The sequence below is a fragment of the Paracoccus benzoatiresistens genome (genome assembly GCF_026913015.1).
GTDB lineage: Bacteria > Pseudomonadota > Alphaproteobacteria > Rhodobacterales > Rhodobacteraceae > Paracoccus > Paracoccus benzoatiresistens.
Genome location: NZ_JAPTYD010000041.1, coordinates 1 through 20988, shown reverse-complemented (window position 1 = coordinate 20988; position 20988 = coordinate 1). Strand labels below are relative to the sequence as shown.

Annotated in this window: 20 protein-coding genes and 1 tRNA gene; 19 read left to right on the top strand and 2 right to left on the bottom strand. The window is 65.1% G+C overall.

Annotated elements, in window-relative coordinates:
* Window positions 1-5: 5 nt before the first annotated feature.
* From nuoG to OU682_RS18110, 19 genes are all read left to right on the top strand, one after another.
* On the top strand, window positions 6-2024 hold the full coding sequence (nuoG, locus tag OU682_RS18200) for an NADH-quinone oxidoreductase subunit NuoG (RefSeq protein WP_268943625.1): 2019 nt from the start codon (window positions 6-8) through the stop codon (window positions 2022-2024).
* A 5-nt stretch (window positions 2025-2029) separates the two neighbouring features.
* Window positions 2030-2797, top strand: coding sequence for a YNQ4 family lipoprotein (locus OU682_RS18195; protein WP_268943624.1), 768 nt, complete (start codon window positions 2030-2032; stop codon window positions 2795-2797).
* Window positions 2798-2813: 16 nt separating this feature from the next.
* Window positions 2814-3845, top strand: a complete 1032-nt coding sequence (gene nuoH / locus OU682_RS18190) for an NADH-quinone oxidoreductase subunit NuoH (protein WP_268943623.1) — start codon at window positions 2814-2816, stop codon at window positions 3843-3845.
* Between the two features lie 3 nt (window positions 3846-3848).
* On the top strand, window positions 3849-4034 hold the full coding sequence (locus OU682_RS18185; RefSeq protein ID WP_268943622.1) for a hypothetical protein: 186 nt from the start codon (window positions 3849-3851) through the stop codon (window positions 4032-4034).
* Window positions 4034-4525 carry an NADH-quinone oxidoreductase subunit NuoI gene (gene nuoI, locus OU682_RS18180; protein ID WP_268943621.1) on the top strand — a complete coding sequence of 164 codons (492 nt, stop codon included), beginning with the start codon at window positions 4034-4036 and terminating at the stop codon, window positions 4523-4525. The genes OU682_RS18185 and nuoI overlap by 1 nt, the downstream gene beginning before the upstream one ends.
* Window positions 4522-4935 carry a carboxymuconolactone decarboxylase family protein gene (locus tag OU682_RS18175; protein WP_268943620.1) on the top strand — a complete coding sequence of 138 codons (414 nt, stop codon included), beginning with the start codon at window positions 4522-4524 and terminating at the stop codon, window positions 4933-4935. Before nuoI ends, OU682_RS18175 begins: the two co-directional genes overlap by 4 nt.
* Window positions 4932-5534 (top strand): NADH-quinone oxidoreductase subunit J, encoded by a 603-nt coding sequence (locus tag OU682_RS18170; RefSeq protein WP_268943619.1) that lies wholly within the window; start codon window positions 4932-4934, stop codon window positions 5532-5534. Before OU682_RS18175 ends, OU682_RS18170 begins: the two co-directional genes overlap by 4 nt.
* A gap of 60 nt (window positions 5535-5594) precedes the next feature.
* Window positions 5595-5900 (top strand): NADH-quinone oxidoreductase subunit NuoK, encoded by a 306-nt coding sequence (gene nuoK, locus OU682_RS18165; RefSeq protein WP_207100612.1) that lies wholly within the window; start codon window positions 5595-5597, stop codon window positions 5898-5900.
* Window positions 5901-5906: 6 nt separating this feature from the next.
* Window positions 5907-8174 carry an NADH-quinone oxidoreductase subunit L gene (gene nuoL / locus OU682_RS18160; RefSeq protein WP_268943618.1) on the top strand — a complete coding sequence of 756 codons (2268 nt, stop codon included), beginning with the start codon at window positions 5907-5909 and terminating at the stop codon, window positions 8172-8174.
* A gap of 1 nt (window position 8175) precedes the next feature.
* Window positions 8176-9744 carry an NADH-quinone oxidoreductase subunit M gene (locus OU682_RS18155; protein ID WP_268943617.1) on the top strand — a complete coding sequence of 523 codons (1569 nt, stop codon included), beginning with the start codon at window positions 8176-8178 and terminating at the stop codon, window positions 9742-9744.
* Between the two features lie 10 nt (window positions 9745-9754).
* The gene (gene nuoN, locus OU682_RS18150; RefSeq protein ID WP_268943616.1) at window positions 9755-11260 is read left to right on the top strand and encodes an NADH-quinone oxidoreductase subunit NuoN; all 1506 of its coding nucleotides are present in this window, start codon (window positions 9755-9757) and stop codon (window positions 11258-11260) included.
* Between the two features lie 10 nt (window positions 11261-11270).
* Entirely contained in the window at window positions 11271-12029 is a 759-nt protein-coding gene (locus OU682_RS18145) for a biotin--[acetyl-CoA-carboxylase] ligase (RefSeq protein ID WP_268943639.1), read from the top strand.
* 3 nt (window positions 12030-12032) lie between these two features.
* Window positions 12033-12812: a type III pantothenate kinase gene (locus tag OU682_RS18140; RefSeq protein ID WP_268943615.1), complete on the top strand. Its 780-nt coding sequence runs from the start codon at window positions 12033-12035 to the stop codon at window positions 12810-12812.
* Window positions 12805-14481, top strand: coding sequence for a ribonuclease J (locus tag OU682_RS18135; RefSeq protein ID WP_268943614.1), 1677 nt, complete (start codon window positions 12805-12807; stop codon window positions 14479-14481). Before OU682_RS18140 ends, OU682_RS18135 begins: the two co-directional genes overlap by 8 nt.
* 47 nt (window positions 14482-14528) lie before the next feature.
* Complete coding sequence (gene trmB, locus OU682_RS18130; RefSeq protein WP_268943613.1) at window positions 14529-15245, top strand: tRNA (guanine(46)-N(7))-methyltransferase TrmB; 717 nt, start codon at window positions 14529-14531, stop codon at window positions 15243-15245.
* Between the two features lie 537 nt (window positions 15246-15782).
* A tRNA-Ser gene (locus OU682_RS18125) sits at window positions 15783-15872 on the top strand.
* Between the two features lie 698 nt (window positions 15873-16570).
* The gene (locus OU682_RS18120; RefSeq protein WP_268943612.1) at window positions 16571-18946 is read left to right on the top strand and encodes a penicillin-binding transpeptidase domain-containing protein; all 2376 of its coding nucleotides are present in this window, start codon (window positions 16571-16573) and stop codon (window positions 18944-18946) included.
* Between the two features lie 312 nt (window positions 18947-19258).
* A complete protein-coding gene (locus OU682_RS18115; protein ID WP_268943611.1) occupies window positions 19259-19486 on the top strand; it encodes a hypothetical protein in 228 nt (75 codons plus the stop codon).
* 118 nt (window positions 19487-19604) lie between these two features.
* Window positions 19605-19952, top strand: coding sequence for a hypothetical protein (locus tag OU682_RS18110; RefSeq protein WP_268943610.1), 348 nt, complete (start codon window positions 19605-19607; stop codon window positions 19950-19952).
* 227 nt (window positions 19953-20179) lie between these two features.
* Here OU682_RS18110 and OU682_RS18105 read toward each other — a convergent pair whose 3' ends face one another.
* Both OU682_RS18105 and OU682_RS18100 read right to left on the bottom strand, forming a co-directional pair.
* Window positions 20180-20443: a hypothetical protein gene (locus OU682_RS18105; RefSeq protein ID WP_268943609.1), complete on the bottom strand. Its 264-nt coding sequence runs from the start codon at window positions 20441-20443 to the stop codon at window positions 20180-20182.
* 362 nt (window positions 20444-20805) lie between these two features.
* Window positions 20806-20988: hypothetical protein (locus tag OU682_RS18100; RefSeq protein ID WP_268943608.1), on the bottom strand; the 183-nt coding region annotated here is incomplete at its 5' end.

Here is a 20988-nt window from a genome sequence, read left to right as displayed (position 1 = left end):
AGCCGATGGCCGATTTGCGCACGATCAAGATCGACGGGACCGAGATCGCGGTCGATCCCAACCTGACCATTATCCAGGCCTGCGAACTGGCCGGGATCGAGATCCCGCGTTTCTGCTATCACGAACGCCTGTCCATCGCGGGCAACTGCCGGATGTGCCTGGTCGAGGTGGTGGGCGGCCCCCCGAAGCCCGCCGCATCCTGCGCCATGCAGGTGAAGGACCTGCGCCCGGGCCCGGACGGCGCGCCTTCGGAAATCCGCACCAACTCGCCCATGGTCAAGAAGGCGCGCGAGGGCGTGATGGAATTCCTGCTGATCAACCACCCGCTGGACTGCCCCATCTGCGACCAGGGCGGCGAGTGCGATTTGCAAGACCAGGCAATGGCTTACGGCGTTGACTTCAGCCGGTATCGAGAGCCGAAGCGTGCTGCCGAGGAACTGAACCTGGGGCCGCTGGTCGAGACCCACATGACCCGGTGCATCAGCTGCACCCGCTGCGTGCGCTTCACGACCGAGGTCGCGGGCATCAGCCAGATGGGCCAGACCGGGCGCGGCGAGGACAGCGAGATCACCAGCTACCTGAACGAGACGCTGGCCTCGAACCTGCAGGGCAACATCGTGGACCTGTGCCCGGTGGGCGCGCTGGTCAGCCGACCCTATGCCTTCAAGGCACGCCCCTGGGAGTTGCGCAAGACCGAGACCATCGATGTGATGGACGCGCTTGGCAGCAACATCCGCGTGGACGTGAAGGGCCGCGAGGTCATGCGGATCCTGCCGCGAAACCATGACGACGTGAACGAGGAGTGGATCAGCGACAAGACCCGCTATGTGTGGGACGGGCTGCGTCGCCAGCGGCTGGACAAGCCCTATATCCGCGAGAACGGCAAGCTGCGTCCGGCATCCTGGCCGGAGGCGCTGGCCGCCGCCGCGACCGCGATGAAGGGTCGCAAGGTTGCCGGCTTGGTGGGCGATCTGGCCCCGGTCGAGGCCGCGTTCAGCCTGAAGCAACTGGTGGAAGGTCTGGGCGGCAGCGTTGAGTGCCGGACCGATGGGGCGCGGCTGCCCGCAGACAACCGGGGCGCCTATGTCGGCACTGCGACGATTGCCGACATCGACAGCGCCAAGCGCATCCTGCTGATCGGCACCAACCCGCGCGACGAGGCTCCGGTGCTGAACGCGCGCATCCGCAAGGCCTGGTCGCATGGCGCACAGGTCGCGCTGATCGGCGATCCGGTCGATCTGACCTATGACTATCACCACCACGGCAATGACCGCGCCGCGCTGTCCCACCTGGTGAAGGACGACCTGAAATCCACCGCAGGCACGCCCGGCATCGTGATCGTGGGCCAGGGCGCCCTGGCCGAGGCGGATGGCGAGGCCGTGCTGGCCAACGCCATGCGCATCTGCGAACTGGACGACTGCAAGCTGTTGATCCTGCACACCGCCGCCTCGCGCGTCGGTGCGATGGATGTGGGCGCGGTGACCGAAGGCGGCATGGCTGTCGCCATCGACGGGGCCGACGTGATCTACAATCTTGGCGCGGACGAGGTGGACATCGCGCCGGGCGCCTTCGTGATCTACCAGGGCAGCCATGGCGACCGTGGCGCGCACCGGGCTGATATCGTCCTGCCTGCTGCCTGCTATACCGAGGAAAACGGCCTTTTCGTGAACACCGAAGGCCGCCCGCAACTGGCGCTGCGCGCCAACTTCGCGCCGGGGGAGGCCAAGGAGAACTGGGCGATCCTGCGCGCGCTGTCCGCCGAACTGGGCCAGACGCTGCCCTGGGACAGCCTGACGCAACTGCGCCGGGCGCTGGTCGAGGCTGTTCCGCATCTGGCGATGATCGACCAGGTGCCGGAAAACGAATGGCGCGCTCTCGACCGGCTGGATTTGGGCAAGGCGACCTTCCGCTATGCGGTCAAGGATTTCTACCTGACGAATCCGATTGCCCGGTCCTCGCCCTTGATGGCGGAGTTGTCCCGCATGGCCGCGGCCCGCAACGCGCCCGCCATTGCGGCCGAGTGACAGGCATGCGGCCAGCATCCCGCCAGCCCCGCCACCTGATCGCAGCCCTTGTCGGGACCGCGATGCTGGCCGGCTGCGCGGATGATGCTGGCGACGGCCGGCCCAAGCCCAAGCCCGAGACGATGACGGCGCGGGTAGCCACCCCTGGCGCGGCGAACGGCAAGGCACCTTTGACCCTAGCGCGTATCTCGACCAAGTCGGGCGAGATCCTGATCCTGGAACCCGACGGCAGCGTGACGACCATGGCGCTGGACAGTCCCGAGGGGCAGGACGCCTTTGCCGTGACCGAGGCCGATCTGATGGCGCTGAACGCGAACCTGGATCTGGACCTGGGCGCGGGCGTGGCGCCCGCCTTGCCGCCGCGCCAGACCGCGCAGGAAAAGGCGCTGGAGGAATTTGCAGCCCGCACGCAGCCCGCGCTGCCTGCCTGGGCCGCGGGGACCGAGCTTGATCCCGAGGACTTCCTGGGGGCGCGGGTCGCTTCCCTTGGACCGGAAGGGTCGTCGGATCTGGTCGAGGTCACAGCGGCCTTGCGCAAGGGGGTGGACGCCGATATCGCCTTCTCGTATGCCACCTGCGCACTGGCCGGTTGGGCCAAGCGGAATGGCGCGCCTTATGGTCGCCATGTGCGCACGCTGCAGGACACACGCGATGGCAAGCTGATGATCGGAGCCGCATTCACGTTGTCGGACGGAAAGCCGATGGGGCTGCGAGTGATGGAAACGGAAGAAACCTTGCGCGAGTGCAAGGCGCGCGGCATTCCCGCGGCGTAAGGAGATAGGGACGGGCATGGCTGAATTCTGGGCATCCTCTCTGGGCATGGCGATCCTGCTACTGGCGCAGGGTCTGGCGGTGATCGCCTTTGTCATGCTGTCGCTGATCTTTCTGGTCTACGGCGACCGCAAGATCTGGGCTGCCGTGCAGTTGCGTCGCGGCCCGAACGTGGTCGGCCCCTGGGGGCTGCTGCAGACCTTCGCGGACGCGCTGAAATACGTGCTGAAGGAAATCGTCATCCCCGCCGGGGCCGACAAGTTCGTCTTCTTCCTGGCGCCGTTCCTGTCGATGACCCTGGCGCTGCTGGCCTTTGTCGCGATCCCCTTCGCGCCCGGCTGGGTCATGGCCGACATCAACGTGGGCATCCTGTTCATCTTCGCCGTCTCCTCGCTGGAGGTTTACGGCGTGATCATGGGTGGCTGGGCCTCGAACTCGAAATACCCGTTCCTGTCGTCGCTGCGCGCGGCGGCGCAGATGATCTCGTACGAGGTCAGCCTGGGCCTGATCATCATCGGCGTCATCATCTCGACTGGCTCGATGAACATCACGGCCATCGTCGAGGCGCAGTCGGGCGCGGGCCTGCTGTCCTGGTACTGGCTGCCGCATTTCCCGATGCTGATCCTGTTCTTCGTCAGCGCCCTGGCCGAAACCAACCGTCCGCCTTTCGATCTGGCCGAGGCCGAATCGGAACTGGTCGCGGGCTTCATGGTCGAATATTCCTCGACGCCCTACCTGCTGTTCATGGCGGGGGAATACATCGCCATCTGGCTGATGTGCGCGCTGATGTCGCTGCTGTTCTTCGGCGGCTGGCTGTCGCCGATCCCGGGCATTCCCGACGGCGCCATCTGGATGTTCCTGAAGATGGTCTTCTGGTTCTTCATGTTCGGCATGGTGAAGGCGATGGTGCCGCGGTATCGCTATGATCAGCTGATGCGGATCGGCTGGAAGGTGTTCCTGCCCCTGTCTCTGGGCTGGGTCGTCCTGATCGCCTTCCTGGCGCGTTACGAGGTCTTTGGTTCCTTCTGGGCCCGTTGGGCAGGAGCGTAGGCAATGGCTTATTCCAACAAGATCGCCGAAGCGCTGGCAAATGCGTCCGAAACCGACAAGGCCGAGTTCGCGCATTTCCTGGCCAATAATCTCGATAGCGCTGAGCAGTCCCGTGACAGCGCCAGGGTTCGCAGCTATGTGGCGGCGTTCGACCGCTTCGCGGCACCCAAGCAAGGGGAAGAATTCTGATGGCCTTCGATATCGCCCGCGCCACCAAGTATTTCCTGATGGTCGATTTCCTGAAGGGATTCGGCGTGGCCATGAAGTACTTCTTCGCGCCGAAGCCGACGATCAACTATCCCCATGAGAAGGGGCCCTTGTCGCCGCGCTTCCGGGGCGAACACGCCCTGCGCCGCTATCCCAACGGCGAGGAACGCTGCATCGCCTGCAAGCTGTGCGAGGCGATCTGCCCCGCGCAGGCGATCACCATCGACGCCGAGCCGCGCGAGGATGGCTCTCGCCGCACCACGCGCTATGACATCGACATGACCAAGTGCATCTATTGCGGCTTCTGCGAGGAAGCCTGCCCGGTCGATGCCATCGTGGAAGGCCCGAACTTCGAGTTCGCGACCGAAACACGCGAGGAGCTGTTCTACGACAAGCAGAAGCTCCTGGACAACGGCGCTCGCTGGGAGGCCGAGATCGCCCGCAACCTGTCCATCGACGCGCCTTACAGATGAGCGACACCTTCACCAAGCTGTTCCAGCAGATGATGCAGTCCGGGCAGGAAATGGCCCGGGCCTTCAATCCTGCGCTGGAAACCTTCGATCCGCGCGCCTTCGAGAAAATGATCCCGACCATGCCGGCCGAGATGCTGGAAATGTGGTTCGGGCGCACCTTCAACCGCGACGGGCTGGATGCCAAGACCCGGCTTCTGGTGACGATCGCCGCGCTGACGGTGCAGGGCGCCCATGCCGAGCCGCAGTTGCGCCTGACCATCCGCCACGCCATCGAGGCGGGCGCCACCGCGCGCGAGGTTGCCGAGGTCATCTATCAGATGGGGATGTTCGGCGGCATTCCGGCGATGCAGAAGGCGCTGGAAATCGCGCAGGGCGTATTCACCGAACATGAAGGGAAACAGGCCGAATGATCACCTTCGCCTTTTATCTGTTCGCCATCTCGGTCTGCACGGCCGGCTTCATGGTGGTGCTGTCGCGCAACCCCGTCCATTCGGTCCTGTGGCTGATCCTGGCCTTCATCGCCTCGGCGGGGCTGTTCGTGCTGCAGGGCGCCGAGTTCGTGGCGATGCTGCTGGTGATCGTCTATGTCGGCGCCGTGGCGGTGCTGTTCCTGTTCGTCGTCATGATGCTGGACGTGGACTTCGCCGAGCTCAAGGGCGAATTCGCGCGGTATCTGCCGCTTGCGGGCCTGATCGCCATCGTGCTTCTGGCGCAGCTGGCGATTGCCTTCGGCGTTTGGGAAAGCAGCATCGCGGCCGAAGGATTGCGGACCGTGCCCATCACGCACGAGGCGCTGAACACCAACCTGATCGGTTCGGTGCTTTATGACCGCTATCTGCTGCCGTTCCAGATCGCCGGGCTGATCCTGCTGGTCGCGATGATCGGGGCGATCACCCTGACCATGCGCCACCGGCGCGACATCAAGCGCCAGGACGTGCTGGAACAGATGTATCGCGACCCCGCCAAGGCCATGGAACTGCGCGACGTGCGGCCGGGGCAGGGGCTGTGAGCCCCGCCTGCGGCACCGACTGACATTGAACGGGTAAACGACCCGAAGGGACGGAAGACGATGATCGGATTGACACATTACCTTGTCGTGGGGGCGATACTCTTCGTCGCCGGGGTGTTCGGCATTTTCGTGAACCGAAAGAACGTCATCGTCATCCTGATGTCGATCGAACTGATCCTGCTGTCGGTGAACATCAACTTCGTCGCCTTCTCGGCCCACCTGGGAGACCTGGCGGGGCAGGTGTTCACCATGTTCATCCTGACCGTCGCCGCCGCCGAGGCCGCGATCGGGCTGGCGATCCTGGTGGTGTTCTTCCGCAACCGCGGCACCATCCAGGTCGAAGACGTCAACGTGATGAAGGGGTAAGCGGCCATGGTGCAATTCATCCTGTTCGCGCCGCTTCTGGGCGCGCTGATCGCCGGCTTCGGCTGGCGCATGATCGGTGAAAAGGCGGCGCAGTTGCTGACAACGGGCATCCTGTTCGTCGCCGCGCTGTTTTCCTGGATCGTCTTCAGCACCTTTGCGGGCGAGACGCAGCACATTCCCGTCATGGACTGGATCGTCTCGGGCGATTTCAGCAGCCAGTGGGCGATCCGCCTGGACCGGCTGACCGCCATCATGCTGATCGTGGTGACGACCGTCTCGGCGCTCGTCCACCTTTATTCGATGGGCTACATGGCCCATGACGACAACTGGACGCATCACGAACACTACAAGGCGCGCTTCTTCGCCTATCTCTCCTTCTTCACCTTCGCCATGCTGATGCTGGTGACGGCCGACAACCTGCTGCAGATGTTCTTCGGCTGGGAAGGCGTGGGCGTCGCGTCCTACCTGCTGATCGGCTTCTATTATCGCAAGCCTTCGGCAAACGCCGCCGCGATGAAGGCCTTTATCGTCAACCGCGTGGGCGACTTCGGCTTCCTGCTGGGCATCTTCGGCCTGTGGTGGATGACCGGGTCGGTCCAGTTCGACGCGATCTTCGCCCAGGTCGATGAACTGGCGCAGGCGCAGATCAACTTCCTGTGGACCGGCTGGAACGCCGCCAACCTGCTGGCCTTCCTGCTGTTCGTCGGCGCGATGGGCAAGTCGGCGCAACTGTTCCTGCACACCTGGCTGCCGGACGCGATGGAAGGCCCGACCCCGGTGTCGGCGCTGATCCACGCGGCGACCATGGTGACGGCGGGCGTCTTCCTGGTCTGCCGCATGTCGCCGCTGTTCGAATTCGCGCCCGAGACCAAGATGTTCATCACGATCATCGGCGCTTCGACCGCCTTCTTCGCCGCGACCGTCGGTCTGGTGCAGAACGACATCAAGCGCGTGATCGCCTATTCGACCTGTTCGCAACTGGGCTACATGTTCGTGGCGGCGGGCGTCGGCGTCTATTCCGTGGCGATGTTCCACCTGTTCACGCATGCCTTCTTCAAGGCCATGCTGTTCCTGGGCGCGGGCTCGGTGATCCACGCGATGCACCACGAGCAGGACATGCGGAACTATGGCGGGCTGCGGAAGAAGGTTCCCTATACCTTCGCGGCCATGCTGATCGGCACGCTGGCCATCACCGGCGTCGGCATCCCGCTGACCCATATCGGCTTCGCGGGCTTCCTGTCCAAGGACGCCGTGATCGAAAGCGCCTATGCCTCGGGCGTGGGCTATGCCTTCTGGCTGCTGGTGATCGCCGCGCTGATGACCAGCTTCTATTCCTGGCGGCTGATGTTCCTGACCTTCTGGGGCAAACCGCGCCCCCAAAGGGTCTGGGACGCCGAGATCAAGGCCGAGGAAGAGGTCCAGCCTGTTCCCGGCCACGGGGCGCATGCCGTGGCCCATGGGCACGGGCATGATGCGCATGGCCATGACGCGCACGGGCATCACGACCCGATGCACGCGCACGAGCACGCTCATGAAAGCCCGCCGGTGATGACCGTTCCCCTGGCCGTGCTGGCCCTTGGCGCGATCTTTGCCGGGATGATCTGGTACGGCAGCTTCTTCGGCGACAACGTGCAGCGTTTCTTCGGTCTTCCCGAGGTCGCTCATGAACAGGCCGAGGGCGGCCATGGCGATGCGCTCGACGGCGCGGTGGCCGAAGCGCCGCACGGCGAACCCGAGGGTGCCGCGACCCATGCCGCCGCCGGTGCCGCCAGCGATCCGTCCGAGGAACATGCGGCGGACGGCCATGAGGCCCTTGCCGGCTTCGAGCAAGGCGCGATCTTCATGCGGTCGGACAACCATGTCATGCACGACGCCCATTCGGTCCCGACCTGGGTGAAGCTGTCGCCCTTCGTGGCGATGCTGATCGGGCTTGGCCTGTCCTGGCTGATGTATATCCGCTATCCCGGTGCGCCCGCGAAACTGGCGGCGCAGCAGCCGGCGCTGTACCAGTTCCTGCTGAACAAGTGGTATTTCGACGAGATTTATCACTTCATCTTCGTGCGTCCCACGCTGTGGATCGGCCGCAAGCTGTGGACGGGCGGCGACGGAGCGGTTATCGACGGCGCCATCAACGGGGTGGCCATGGGAATCATCCCGCGCCTGACGCGCTTCGCGGGACGCGTGCAGTCGGGCTATCTCTTCCACTACGCCTTCGCGATGGTTGTCGGCATCGTGGGCTTGCTGATCTGGGTGATGATGCGGGGCGCGCACTGACATGACGAACCTTCTTTCGATCATCACCTTCCTGCCCATCGTGGCGGCGGGGATCCTGGCCCTGTTCCTGCGGGGCGAGGACGAGGCCGCGCAGCGCAATGCCAAGTGGCTGGCGCTGATCGCCACGACGGCGACCTTCCTGATCTCGCTTTTTGTGCTGGCGGGCTTCGATCCGGCGGATACCGGCTTCCAGTTCGTCGAGGATCACCCCTGGATCATGGGCCTGCGCTACAAGATGGGCGTTGATGGCATCTCGGTCCTGTTCGTCATGCTGACGACCTTCCTGATGCCGCTGACGATCCTGTCCACCTGGGACGTGAAGACCCGCGTCAAGGAATACATGATCGCCTTCCTGGTGCTGGAAGGGCTGATGATCGGCGTCTTCACGGCGCTGGACCTGATCCTGTTCTACCTGTTCTTCGAGGCGGGCCTGATCCCGATGTTCCTGATCATCGGCATCTGGGGTGGCGCGAACCGCATCTATGCGACGTTCAAGTTCTTCCTCTACACCTTCCTGGGCTCGGTCCTGATGCTGGTGGCGATGATCGCCATGGCGCGGACGGCGGGGACAACCGACATCGCGCAGCTGCTCGCCTATGACTTTCCGTCAGAAACCATGCGGGTGATGGGCTTCACAGTCGTCGGCGGAATGCAGACGCTGCTGTTCCTGGCCTTCTTCGCAAGCTTCGCGGTGAAGATGCCGATGTGGCCCGTTCATACCTGGCTGCCCGACGCGCACGTGCAGGCACCGACCGCCGGTTCGGTCGTGCTGGCCGCCGTGCTGCTGAAGATGGGAGGCTATGGCTTCCTGCGCTTCAGCCTGCCGATGTTCCCGGTCGCCAGCGACCTGCTGCAACCGCTGGTCTTCTGGATGTCGGCCATCGCCATCGTCTATACCTCGCTGGTGGCGCTGGCGCAGACAGACATGAAGAAGTTGATCGCCTATTCCTCGGTCGCGCACATGGGCTTTGTCACCATGGGGATCTTTGCCGCCAACCGGCAGGGCGTGGACGGGGCGATCTTCCAGATGCTGTCGCACGGCTTCATCTCGGGCGCGCTGTTCCTTTGCGTCGGCGTGATCTACGACCGGATGCACACGCGCGAGATCGATGCCTATGGCGGGCTGGTCAACCGGATGCCTGTCTATGCGCTGGTGTTCATGTTCTTCACGCTGGCGAACGTCGGGCTGCCGGGCACCTCGGGCTTCGTGGGCGAGTTCCTGACGCTGATGGGCACCTTCAAGGCCAATACCTGGGTCGCCTTCGTCGCCACGACCGGCGTCATCCTGTCCGCATGCTATGCGCTGTTCCTGTATCGCCGAGTCACGCTTGGCGCGCTGGTCAAGGAAAGCCTGCGGACCATCAACGACATGACCGCGCGCGAGAAGTGGATCTTCATGCCGCTGATCGCCATGACCCTGTATCTGGGCGTTTATCCGCGTGCCGTCACCGATATCACCGGCCCCGCCGTGCAGGCGCTGCTGGTCAACTATAACGAAGCCCTGCCGCATGACGGACGCGACGGGCTGGCCGTGACCGCCCAGGCGGACCCGGCCGACGCCAGCCATTGAGGGAAGCACGATGACCGCGCTTGATTTCTCGACCATCCTGCCGGAACTTGTGCTGGCGATCTATGCGCTTGGCGCGCTGATGGCGGGGGCCTATCTGGGCAAGGACGCGATTGCGCGCCCGATCCTGTGGGCGACAGTTGCCGTGCTGCTGGTGATCGGCCTTTACGTGGGCCTTGCCGACCGTCCGGCGCAGGTGGCCTTCTTCGGCATGTTCACCGACGATGCCTTTGCGCGTTTCGCCAAGGTCACGATCCTGATCTCGGCCGCCGCCGTCCTGGCGATGAGCGCCGACTATATGGAGCGCAACAAGCTGATGCGCTTCGAGTTCCCGATCCTGATCACGCTGGCGACCATCGGCATGATGCTGATGGTGTCGGCCAGCGACCTGCTGTCGCTGTATATGGGGCTGGAGCTTCAGTCGCTCGCGCTCTATGTCGCCGCCGCCATGCGCCGCGACAGCGTGAAATCGTCCGAGGCGGGGCTGAAGTATTTCGTGCTGGGCTCGCTGTCCTCGGGGATGCTGCTGTATGGCGCCTCGCTGGTCTATGGCTTCTCGGGCACGACCAGCTTCAGCGGCATCGTGCAGACGGTCGTGGGCGGGCAACTGTCCCTGGGCCTGCTGTTCGGTCTGGTCTTCCTGCTGGTGGGGCTGGCCTTCAAGGTTTCGGCCGTGCCCTTCCACATGTGGACGCCCGACGTTTACGAAGGCGCGCCGACGCCGGTGACGGCTTTCTTCGCCACCGCGCCCAAGGTTGCGGCCATGGCGCTGATCGCGCGCCTGATGTTCGACGCCTTCGGCAATGTGCCGGCAGATTGGGGCCAGATCATCGCGGCGCTTGCGGTCATGTCGATGTTCCTGGGATCCATCGCGGGGATCGGGCAGCGCAACGTCAAGCGCCTGATGGCCTATTCCTCGATCGCGCATATGGGGTTTGCGCTGGTCGGCCTTGCCGCGGGCACGGCCTATGGCGTGCAGTCGATGCTGCTGTACATGGCGATCTATGCGGTGATGAATGTCGGCACCTTCGCCTTCATCCTGTCGATGGAGCGTGACGGTCGCCCGATCACCGACCTGGAAAGCCTCAACCGCTTTGCTCAGTTCGAGCCGGTCAAGGGCTTTGCGGTCCTGTTCCTGATGTTCAGCCTGGCCGGCGTGCCGCCCTTCCTGGGCTTCTTCGCGAAATACGGGGTGCTGACGGCTGCGGTGCAGGCGGGCATGGCCTGGCTGGCGATCCTTGGCGTCATCGCCTCGGTTATCGGGGCATTCTATTACCTCCGCATCGTCTACTACATGTTCTTCGGGGCCGAGAACGAGGGCGTCGAAAGCCGCATGGGCGCCGTGCAGTATCTGGCGCTGGTCGTTCCGGCGGCATTGCTGCTGATCGGCGCCGTGTCGATGTGGGGTGTCGATACCGCCGCCGCGACCGCGGCCGAGTCGCTGGTCACGTCCACCGTGGTGCCGGCCGAGGCGGCGCTTCTTCCCGACGTTTCGGGCGAGGCTCCTGCCGTTGAGTAATGGCGCCGCGCTGGCACCCTGGCCCGAGGGCGTGGCTCGCCACGTCCTGGACAGCGTTGACAGCACCAATGCCGAGGCGATGCGCATGGCGCCAAGCCTTGTCGGTCCGACATGGATCATGGCTCGGCGCCAGACGGCGGGCCGTGGCCGGCGGGGCAGGGCATGGACCGATCCGCCCGGCAATTTCGCGGCCTCTCTGGTTCTGCGTCCCGAAGGCGGGCCTGCCGATGCCGCCCGGTTGTCCTTTGTCGCGGCGCTTGCCGTGCACGACGCGCTGCGCCAGCTGTGCGGGCCGCAGCTGAACGTCGCGCTGAAATGGCCGAACGACGTGCTGCTGAACGGCGGCAAGCTGTCGGGGATCCTGCTGGAAAGCGTGGGTTCCGGCGGCTCGATCCAGGCGCTGGTCATCGGCATCGGGGTCAACCTGGCCGCCGCCCCGGATGCCGCCGTGGTCGAGCCCGGCGCCACCCGCCCCGTCAGCCTGCAGGGCGAGACGGGCCTTTCGGTCAGCCCCGACGAATTCCTGTCCGCGCTGGCGGTTGCCTTCGACGACTGGCAGCGGCAACTGCGCGATTTCGGCTTTGCGCCGATCCGCGCCGCCTGGCTGGCGCGTGCCGCCATGCTGGGCGAGACGATCATCGCCCGCAGCGGCACGACCGAGACAACCGGCCGCTTCGATGGCATCGACGAAACCGGCGCCCTGGTCCTGACCGGGCCGCGCGGCAGGCAGGTGATCCCCGCCGCCGATGTGTATTTCGCCAGGTCCTGACCCATGCTTCTGTGCATAGACACCGGCAACACGAACACGGTCTTCTCCATCTGGGACGGCGAGAAGTTCCTGGCGCATTGGCGCATTGCCACCGATCACCGGCGCACGGCGGACGAATATTTCGTCTGGCTGTCCACCCTGATCGAGGGCCAGAAGTTCAACCTGGACATCGACGCCTGCATCATCAGCTCGACCGCACCGCGCGTGGTCTTCAACCTGCGTGTGTTGTGCAGCCGCTATTTCGACACCCGCCCTCTGGTCGTGGGCAAGCCCGACTGCCTGCTGCCGGTTGCTCCGCGCGTGGACAGCGGCACCGTGGTCGGGCCCGACCGGCTGGTCAACACCGTCGGCGCCTTTGACCGGCACGGCCCGGACCTGATCGTGGTGGATTTCGGCACGGCGACCACCTTCGACGTGGTGGACGGGGACGGGGCCTATATCGGCGGCGTCATCGCGCCCGGCGTGAACCTGTCCCTCGAGGCGCTGCACATGGGCGCTGCCAGCCTGCCGCACGTCGATGTCACCATGCCCGCCAGGGTGATCGGCACCAACACGGTGGCCTGCATCCAGTCGGGCATCTTCTGGGGCTATATCGGGCTGGTGGACGGTGTCGTGCGCAAGATTCGCGCGGAACGGGATCGCCCCATGCAGGTTATCGCGACGGGGGGGCTTGCCCCCTTGTTCGATCAAGGGTTTGACCTGTTCGATGCGATCGAAGACGATCTGACGATGCACGGGCTGCGGCTCATTCACGATTACAACAAGGAGATGGGCAATGGCTGAGCGCCTGATCTATCTGCCGCTGGGCGGCGCGGGCGAAATCGGCATGAACGCCTATGTCTATGGCTATGGCCAGCCCGGTCGCGAGCGCCTGATCCTGATCGATCTGGGCGTCAGCTTCGGCGACATGGACTCAAGCCCGGGCATCGACCTGATCATGCCCGACCTGACCTGGCTGGAGCAGAACCGCAATCGTCTGGACGCGATCTTCATCACCCACGGGCACGAGGATCACCTGGGTGCCCTGGGCCATCTTTATGGCCGGCTGAACGTGCCGATCTATGCCCGCCAGTTCACCGGCGCCCTGTGCCGCCTGAAGCTGGAGGAGGCGGGCCATTCGCCTTCGGTCGTCAACATCACCGGCCCACGCCCTGAGGTGACGCAGGTCGGCCCCTTCACCGTGCAGTTCGTGCCGGTCAGCCACTCGATCCCCGAAAGCGCGGCGCTGATCATCGACACGCCGGCCGGCCGCGTGGTCCATACCGGAGACTTCAAGCTGGACGGCACCCCGGTCGTGGGCGATCCCTTCGATCCGATTGCCTGGCACGGCATCGCGGCCGAGGGAACGGGCATCAAGGTCCTGGCCTGCGACAGCACCAACATCTTCTCGACCCATCCCGGCCGGTCCGAGGCCGTGCTGGCCAATCCCATCCTGGAATGGGTGATGGCGCAGAAGAACATGGTGGTGGCGACAACCTTTGCCAGCAACATCGCACGCCTCAAGACGCTATCCGAAGCCGCCATCGCCGGCGGCCGCAAGGTCTGCCTTCTGGGTCGCGCCATGCGCAAGATGGTTGCGGTCGGGCTGGAAACCGGCGTTCTGACCGACTTCCCGGAAACCATCGGCCCCGAGGAAGCGGCCAACCTGCCCCGCAAGCAGGTGATGCTGCTGGCGACCGGCAGCCAGGGCGAACGCCGCGCGGCCAGCGCGCAGTTGTCGCGGGGCCGCTATCTGGGCCTGCAACTGAAGGAAGGCGACAGCTTCCTGTTCAGCTCCAAGACCATTCCGGGCAACGAACGATCCGTCGGGCGGATCATGAACGCCCTGAGCGAGATCGGCGTCGATGTCTATGACGCCGATGACGGGCTTTACCACGTCTCGGGCCATGCGAACCGCCCGGACATCGAGGCATTGCACGAACTGCTGAAGCCCGAGATCGTGATCCCGATGCATGGCGAACACCTGCACCTGCGCGAACACGTGATGATGGCCCGCGGCAAGGGCATTGCGGCGGAGATCGCGACCAACGGCACCATGCTGGATCTGACGGGCGACGTGCCCCGGATCGTGGACCAGGTGGAAACCGGGCGGCTTTACCTGGACGGCACCGTCCTGATCGGTGCGATGGACGGCATTGCGCGCGACCGTATCCGCATGGCGCTGAACGGCCATGCCCTGGTCAGCGTGATCGTGGACGAGGACGACAATGTCCTGCCCGATGCCTGGGTCGAGCTGATGGGCCTTCCCGGCCGCACCCGCGGCGGCGAGGATCTGGGCGCCCATATCGAAGGTGAACTGGCCGAGTTCCTGGAGGGCGCCGATGCCCGCGTCGTCCGCAACGACGCCAAGATGGACGAGGCGATCCGCCGGATCACCCGCCAGGTCGCCATGGAAGAGATCGGCAAGAAGCCCGAGGTTACGGTCATCATCAGCCGGTTGATGGGGGAATAGGCGGCGCGGGCTTGACCCGGCCTGTGCGCCGGTGCAATGCCCGCCCCATGTCCGATACACCCAAATCCGCCTTCGATCCGAACCCGCCGCGCCGCAACTTCTATGGCCGGCGGCACGGCAAGACCCTGCGCCAAAGCCAGAAGGGCTATCTGTCCGAGGACCTGGGCGACCTGCGTCCGCGCGGCATCACCCTGCAGGACAATCCCGAACGCCGCCCCATCGACCCGGCGGCGATCTTCGGCGACGACCGGCCCATCTGGCTGGAGGTGGGCTTCGGCGGGGGCGAGCACATGGTTCACATGGCGGCCCGCTATCCTGGTATCGGCATCATCGGCTGCGAGCCCTTCATCAACGGTGTCGCCATGCTGCTGGGCAAGATCCGCAATGCCGGCGTCACCAATGTCAGCGTCCATCCGGGCGACGCGCGCGACCTGATGGACGTGCTGCCGGACGCCTCGCTCAGCAGGGCCTTCCTGAACTATCCCGATCCCTGGCCCAAGGCCCGCCACCACCGTCGCCGCTTCGTGACGCCCGAACACCTGATTCCGCTGGCCCGCGTGATGAAGTCCGGCGCCGAGTTCCGGGTGGCGACCGACATTCCCGACTACATGCGCCAGACGCTGGAGGAGGTGCCTCTGTCCGGCTTTGATCTGGTGGCAGAAACGCCTGTCGCCTGGGACGACTGGATCAGCACCCGGTACGAACAGAAGGCCCTGCGCGAGGGCCGCGTGCCCCATTACGCCACCTTCCGCCGCAAGGGCTGAACCGCCACGGATCCTTGTTGGGGCTCTGCCGGTCTTCAAGCGGGATGTGGCTGGAACCGCGTGACGACCATTCCCTTGTCGATGTCGCCTTTGGGAAGGCGATTGAGTCGTGCAAATCGATCGCCATCGGTCATGGTCAAGGGGCTGAGCCTTTCCAAGCGTGTGTGGCAAAAGGCAGGCCAGATTCCTGTCCCTCCAACTCATGCCGGCTGGACCGCTGAGCAACCATGTCGAAGCTGCAGCCCCGGCCTGAAGGCCGTTCATCTGAACTGCAACGTGGCCTGCAATACAACTGCAGTTGAGTTCTCCTGGGTCTTCCCAGTCTGGCCTGTAACAGAATCGCATCCGACAAGTTTTGCCGGCATTGCAAGAAGCTGGAACTCGTGGGGAGCATGCTGCACGAAACCCAGCCTGCGAAGCACGTGCAGTTCGCCTGGAGTCCCAGGAAAACACGATAGAATAGCTTGTCGGAAGGATACGGGCGCTTTGACAAAAAAGGCCTTGTTTCCCTAGCTCTCGCCTCCTATACCGCTCAGCGGAGACGTGGCCGAGTGGTCGAAGGCACACCCCTGCTAAGGGTGCAGGCGGGAAACCGTCTCGAGGGTTCGAATCCCTTCGTCTCCGCCACCCATACCTCCACTGCCTGTTTTCCTTGTCTGGTCGGGGGTGAGCCGCTGGTCTTGCGGCAAACATTTTCCCGGACAGCACGATGAATTGCCCGGCAGCAAAGCTCGTGCTCGTCAAGGCAGGTGACACGTTCAGGTCACCATCCGCCCGCGATCCGTCCAGCCTTCAAGAACCGCAAGCAAGAGGTTGGTGCTGGGGCATGCTGGAGTGAGCCTCGCCGGCTGGCCCGCAGGGTCTTTCCGAGTTTCTCCGGAGCCGGTAGCTGGACCATAGGGGTCCGGCACATCACGCCAAAGAGGCATCCCTGTCTTCAGGTCAGGGAGCATGCCCGGAGTAATCCGTCGCCCTGCCAGGCGCGGTTTGCCAGGCAGGCCGCGCGGCAGATGCGGCCCGATGGACGACCAGGCTGCGTCCGAAAGCCGGAACAGATGCGCCATGACAAGGAGAGCATGTGCTCTCCGGTTCATCCCCGGGGATCGGGCCGATCGCCAGGACAATGCTGATTGCTGAAATGCCTGACCTCGGCGCCAGCACCGGTGAACAGGGTTCAGTTCCGGTACCCGTTGCGCATGACAGCGAAACCCTGCGCAGAAAAGGAACCATGATCTTTGCCGGGTTCAGAACGAGCCCCCCGGCTGCGCGATTGCCGGGCGAGCTCCAGTTGTGGCAGTGTAATAGCGACAGGGACGGGGGCAGGCATGGCTCGCGGTGGATTACAGGGCAGGTATCTGCCTGCGGCGGCGGCGCTGTTCTTGTGGGGATGGGCCGCCGGGGCGCAGGTCCCCGCGTCAGATGTTGTGCCAGACGCCCGCATTGTCTTGCAGGCGGGCACGGATCTGCCGGGCAACGATCTGTCGATGATCCGCCAGATCGGGCAGGAGGCTTGCGTGCACCGCTCGCGCGCCTGCTTTCTCAAGGCGCAGCCGGGTGAGCCCGTTTCTTTCGTGAGCGCGCAGTCCGGCATCAGGGTCGGGACGGACGGGGCTGTGCTGGCGCGGGCAGGCGAAAAGCTGTCGGACGCCCCCTGGATCAGCGCCGAGGACCGGCGGCAAATGGCAGAGCAGGCGGGGCGGCTTGCAACGCTCTATCCTGGCGAAAGCGGCAGCGACGCGGCCGCTCTGCGGGCGCTTGCCGCAGCTGCGACCGATGCGGAAACGCGCATCCGCTGGCTGGGCGCGACCGTGGCGGCAAGCGACACGCCCGAGGACTGGGTCGCGCTTGCCACGGCGACGGATCAGGCCGCAGGGCAGCCCGGGAGCGACCGTGATGACCATCGGCGCCGCTCGGCCGCGCTTGCGGCGCTGAACGGCTGGCTGCGGGATCCTGGATCGGGCATCGAAATGCTGCGGCTCTGGGCGCGGCTGGCCGAGGAGGAGGGGCGTGGCCGCGACGCGCTGCAGGCGATCCGGCTGGCGGCCGGGGCTGACCCGGCAGACCGCGACCTTGCCGCTGAACGCGAGGGCTACGAGGAGCGTCACGGCTTTCGTGTCACAGGCAGTCGCGCCGATCCCGACGGCACCCAGCCGCGGGTCTGCGCCAGTTTCTCGGAACCCCTGACGCGCGGCATCGACTTGCGGCCGTTCGTGCAGCTGCCCGATCCCGCCTTGGATGTCGAGGTCGAGGGCCATGACCTGCCACAGGCCCGCGCGGCAGCGAAGGCCGAGCGCGACCGCGTGATCGACCGCGCGCTGTCCCTGAGGATCATCGATGCCGAGGCCGCCGAGACCGCCCGCGCCACGCCGCTGCCCGAATACCGCCGGTCCTTCCCGGCCCATGCAGCCTTGCTGGCTGACCGGCTCCGCCGCGAAAACCCCGGCGCATCGCGGATCGAGACGACCATCGACGCCCGTCTTCAGGTCGCGGCCGAACGCCTGGCGGCCCGGGCGGTGGCCAGGCAGGCGGACCAGGTGTCCGCCGCGATCCTGCTGGCCGATCACGGCAGCGGCGAAATCCTGGCCCAGGTCGGGACAGCGCAATTCGCCGACGGCGCCTCGGGCGGCTTCGTGGACATGACACGGGCGCTTCGCTCGCCCGGATCGACGCTGAAGCCCTTTGTCTATGCCTTGGGCTTCGACGAGGGGCTGATCCACTCTGAGACCCTGATCGAGGACCGCCCCGCCGCCTTCGGCCGCTGGCAGCCGCAGAACTTCGACAGCCGCTTTCGCGGCACGGTCACGATCCGGCAGGCGCTGGTGGAGTCCCTGAACCTGCCGGTCGTCCGCGTGGCCGAGGCGCTGGGGCCTGCCCGCATCATGGTCAGCTTCCGTCGCGCCGGAATGGAGCTGTCGGTGCAAGGCGACGTGCCGGGGCTGGCCGTCGTGCTGGGCGGCGCGGGCGTCAGCCTTGCCGACATGGTCCAGGGTTATGCCACGCTGGCGCGCGGCGGCCAGTCGTTGCGCCTGCATGACCGCCCCGGCATTCCCAGGGAGCCGGGCCCCTCTGCCTTCGGCCCGGTCGCGGCTTGGCAGACCGCGAACGTGCTGGCAGGCATCATGCCGCCTGGCGGGCGCGCGGCGGGGCGTGTCGCCTACAAGACCGGCACCAGCTATGGGCACCGGGATGCGCTGGCAATCGGCTTCGACGGGCGCTTTGTCGCGGGCGTCTGGATGGGCCGCCCGGATGGAACGCCCGTAATGGGCGCTTTCGGAGGCGACTACGCCGCGCCGGTGTTGTTCGATCTGTTCGACGCGCTGGGCGCGCGCTCGGTCCCGCTGCCGCCGCCGCCCAAGGCCGCTTTGACGGTTCCGAACGCGGCGCTGCCCCGTCCTCTCCGGCGCTTCGCGCCACCAGGTGAATTGCTCAGCCCCAGCCCGGCAGTGCGTGCGCCTGAACCCCTGACGATCCAGTTTCCGCCCGATAGTTCCAAGGTCGAGTTGCTCGGCCCCACATTGGTCGTGCGGGCAAAAGGCGGCACTCCTCCCTATAGCTGGCTGCTCAACGGTGTCCCTGTGGTGGTCGGAGCAGCCCGGCCAACCGCCGAGTTATCTGCACCATTCGGGTTTTCGTCCTTGACGGTCGTCGATGCAAAGGGACGCTCAGCGCGGGTCGAGTTCAGATCTTCGGGCGGAGGATAGGGAAAGCGAAGGATCGGAAGCGCAACTTGCCAGGCTGCCTGGCAGCGTTTCGTAGTCCCTTGGGCTATGTGGCCCCGCAGGTCGTACACACTTGCGTGAACCAAGGGCAGATACTGGCATTTGCCTGCTGACCTGCGACATATCGCACTGCCTGAAGACAAGGGCAGGCTGTTCTGCCTGCCGCTCTAGGCAAGCTGCTGCTTGTGCCGATCGCAATGCTGCCATGCAGCATCGGCCGTTGCGATTGACAGCCGGAAGAACGATCTTGGGGGCAGGGAGGAAACGACTTTGTCATTCGCAAGGAGTTTCCACATGGCTTCCGTCAATTCTGCTTACCATGATGCTTCGGGCTGGTCGGCTGCCGTCTTGTGGGCCCCGCTCCGCGCTGTCGGTCGCTTCGTGGTCCTGCTGGCCGAAGCTCATTCGCAGGCGCGCGCCCTGCACCGGCTCAGCCAGCGATCGGATCACGAACTCTCGGCCAAGGGGCTGACCCGCGACGGAGAAATCCGCCGCATCATGGGTGCATCTGCAACGCTCTGATCGCGCGAGCGGCTGATGGCACCCTTCATCCTGCCGGCCATTCACCCAGCGGCGCAGCACCCATTCGGCTTTCCCTTCGCACCGAGGCTGTCCGTCATTACCAAGAAAGAACCTGTTCATGAAAACAATCCTGCTTTCCGCGGTTGCTTCCCTTGCCATTGCAGCTCCCGCCTTCGCTGAAGTCGCAGTCCTGTCGGCGCCACTTCAGGCTGCAAGCCTCCATACCGGGGCATTCGACATGGTGGCCTATCGCACCGATCTGCCCGATGGCGCCCACGAGGTGACGGCCGTGTTCCGCGGTCGCGGCAACGAAGAGCCGCAGCGCGTCGTGATGCGGTTGCAAGACGGGGACGAGGTGCAGTTCTCGATGCCGGGCGAGTTGCAGACGCTCTACACCTTCGCCGGCATGGCGGATGTGGTCGAGGTCTCGGCCCAGGGTGCGCCGGTGCAACTCGCATCCCAGTAAGGGCGCGATTGCCAGCGCGGGCGCTGTCGCGGGGTCGATCAGGCCGAAGACTCCTCCAGGCGGGACGCGCTGCCAACGCTGCCCTCCTCAATCTCCCTGCGTTTTGCCAAGGATGCGCTGCTCTGGGCGGCGTGGCTTTATTGCGAGGACAGGCTGCCCCACAGGACGGGTAGCCGCAGTGCGACGGATCCCGGCGCGTGGCGAGCCGGTGGCCGCTCGCCTCACCGTCAGACCATCGGGATCAAACTGCCGCAGCTGAAGACCATGCCATTCCGGATCGGCGGCACGGGCAGCATGGACAAGGTGCAGGCCACCCTGGCGTCGCCGACACAGCCTACGCCATTCTTGCCTCGGACGTCTTCGAGGAGACGCAGGGCCGCCGACCCGAGGCTGACCGCCCGGCAGTGCCCGAGCGGATGAAGGTCAAGAAGTTCCTGAACCGCCCGACGGAGGCCGTCAACGAAACCGTCGCCGGTGCGCTTCTGGCGCATGAAGGGGTGCTGGCCACATTAGAAGGTGCGCGGATCGGTTGCTATTATACCTCGTTGGCCAGGGCCTCGATTACCGCTCAGCATCTGGACGACCAACCGACCTCGCTCATGGACCACCCCTGTTGTTCCCCGGCTTGGACGCAGTGCCAGCACCGGGCTCATTGACTGTGACGGCCAGAACAGGACTGATCCGGGCCAACACCGCTCAAGGTTGCGCTAGGGCTGATGCCGTACAGCCGCTCACTTCCAAAGCATCCAACGGTTACACAGGGCCTTTGCCGCTGTCCGCCAGAAAAGGTCGCTCATCCTTCAGGACCCCGTGGGAAGGCTGAAGCACGCAGCAGGTCTGATCCCAAGGGAGCCTAGAGCGTATCGCGCACTTTGAGATTCAGCATTTTCAGACTGCGCCTGACGTGATTCTCTTCTGCTAAGGCAGATGGAGATTTCAGATGGGCAAGCCACATCCAATAGAGCTTCGTAGCCGGGTCATCGGCTACGTGGACGAAGGTCACGGGCACCGTCAGGCGGCTCGGCACTTTCGGGTG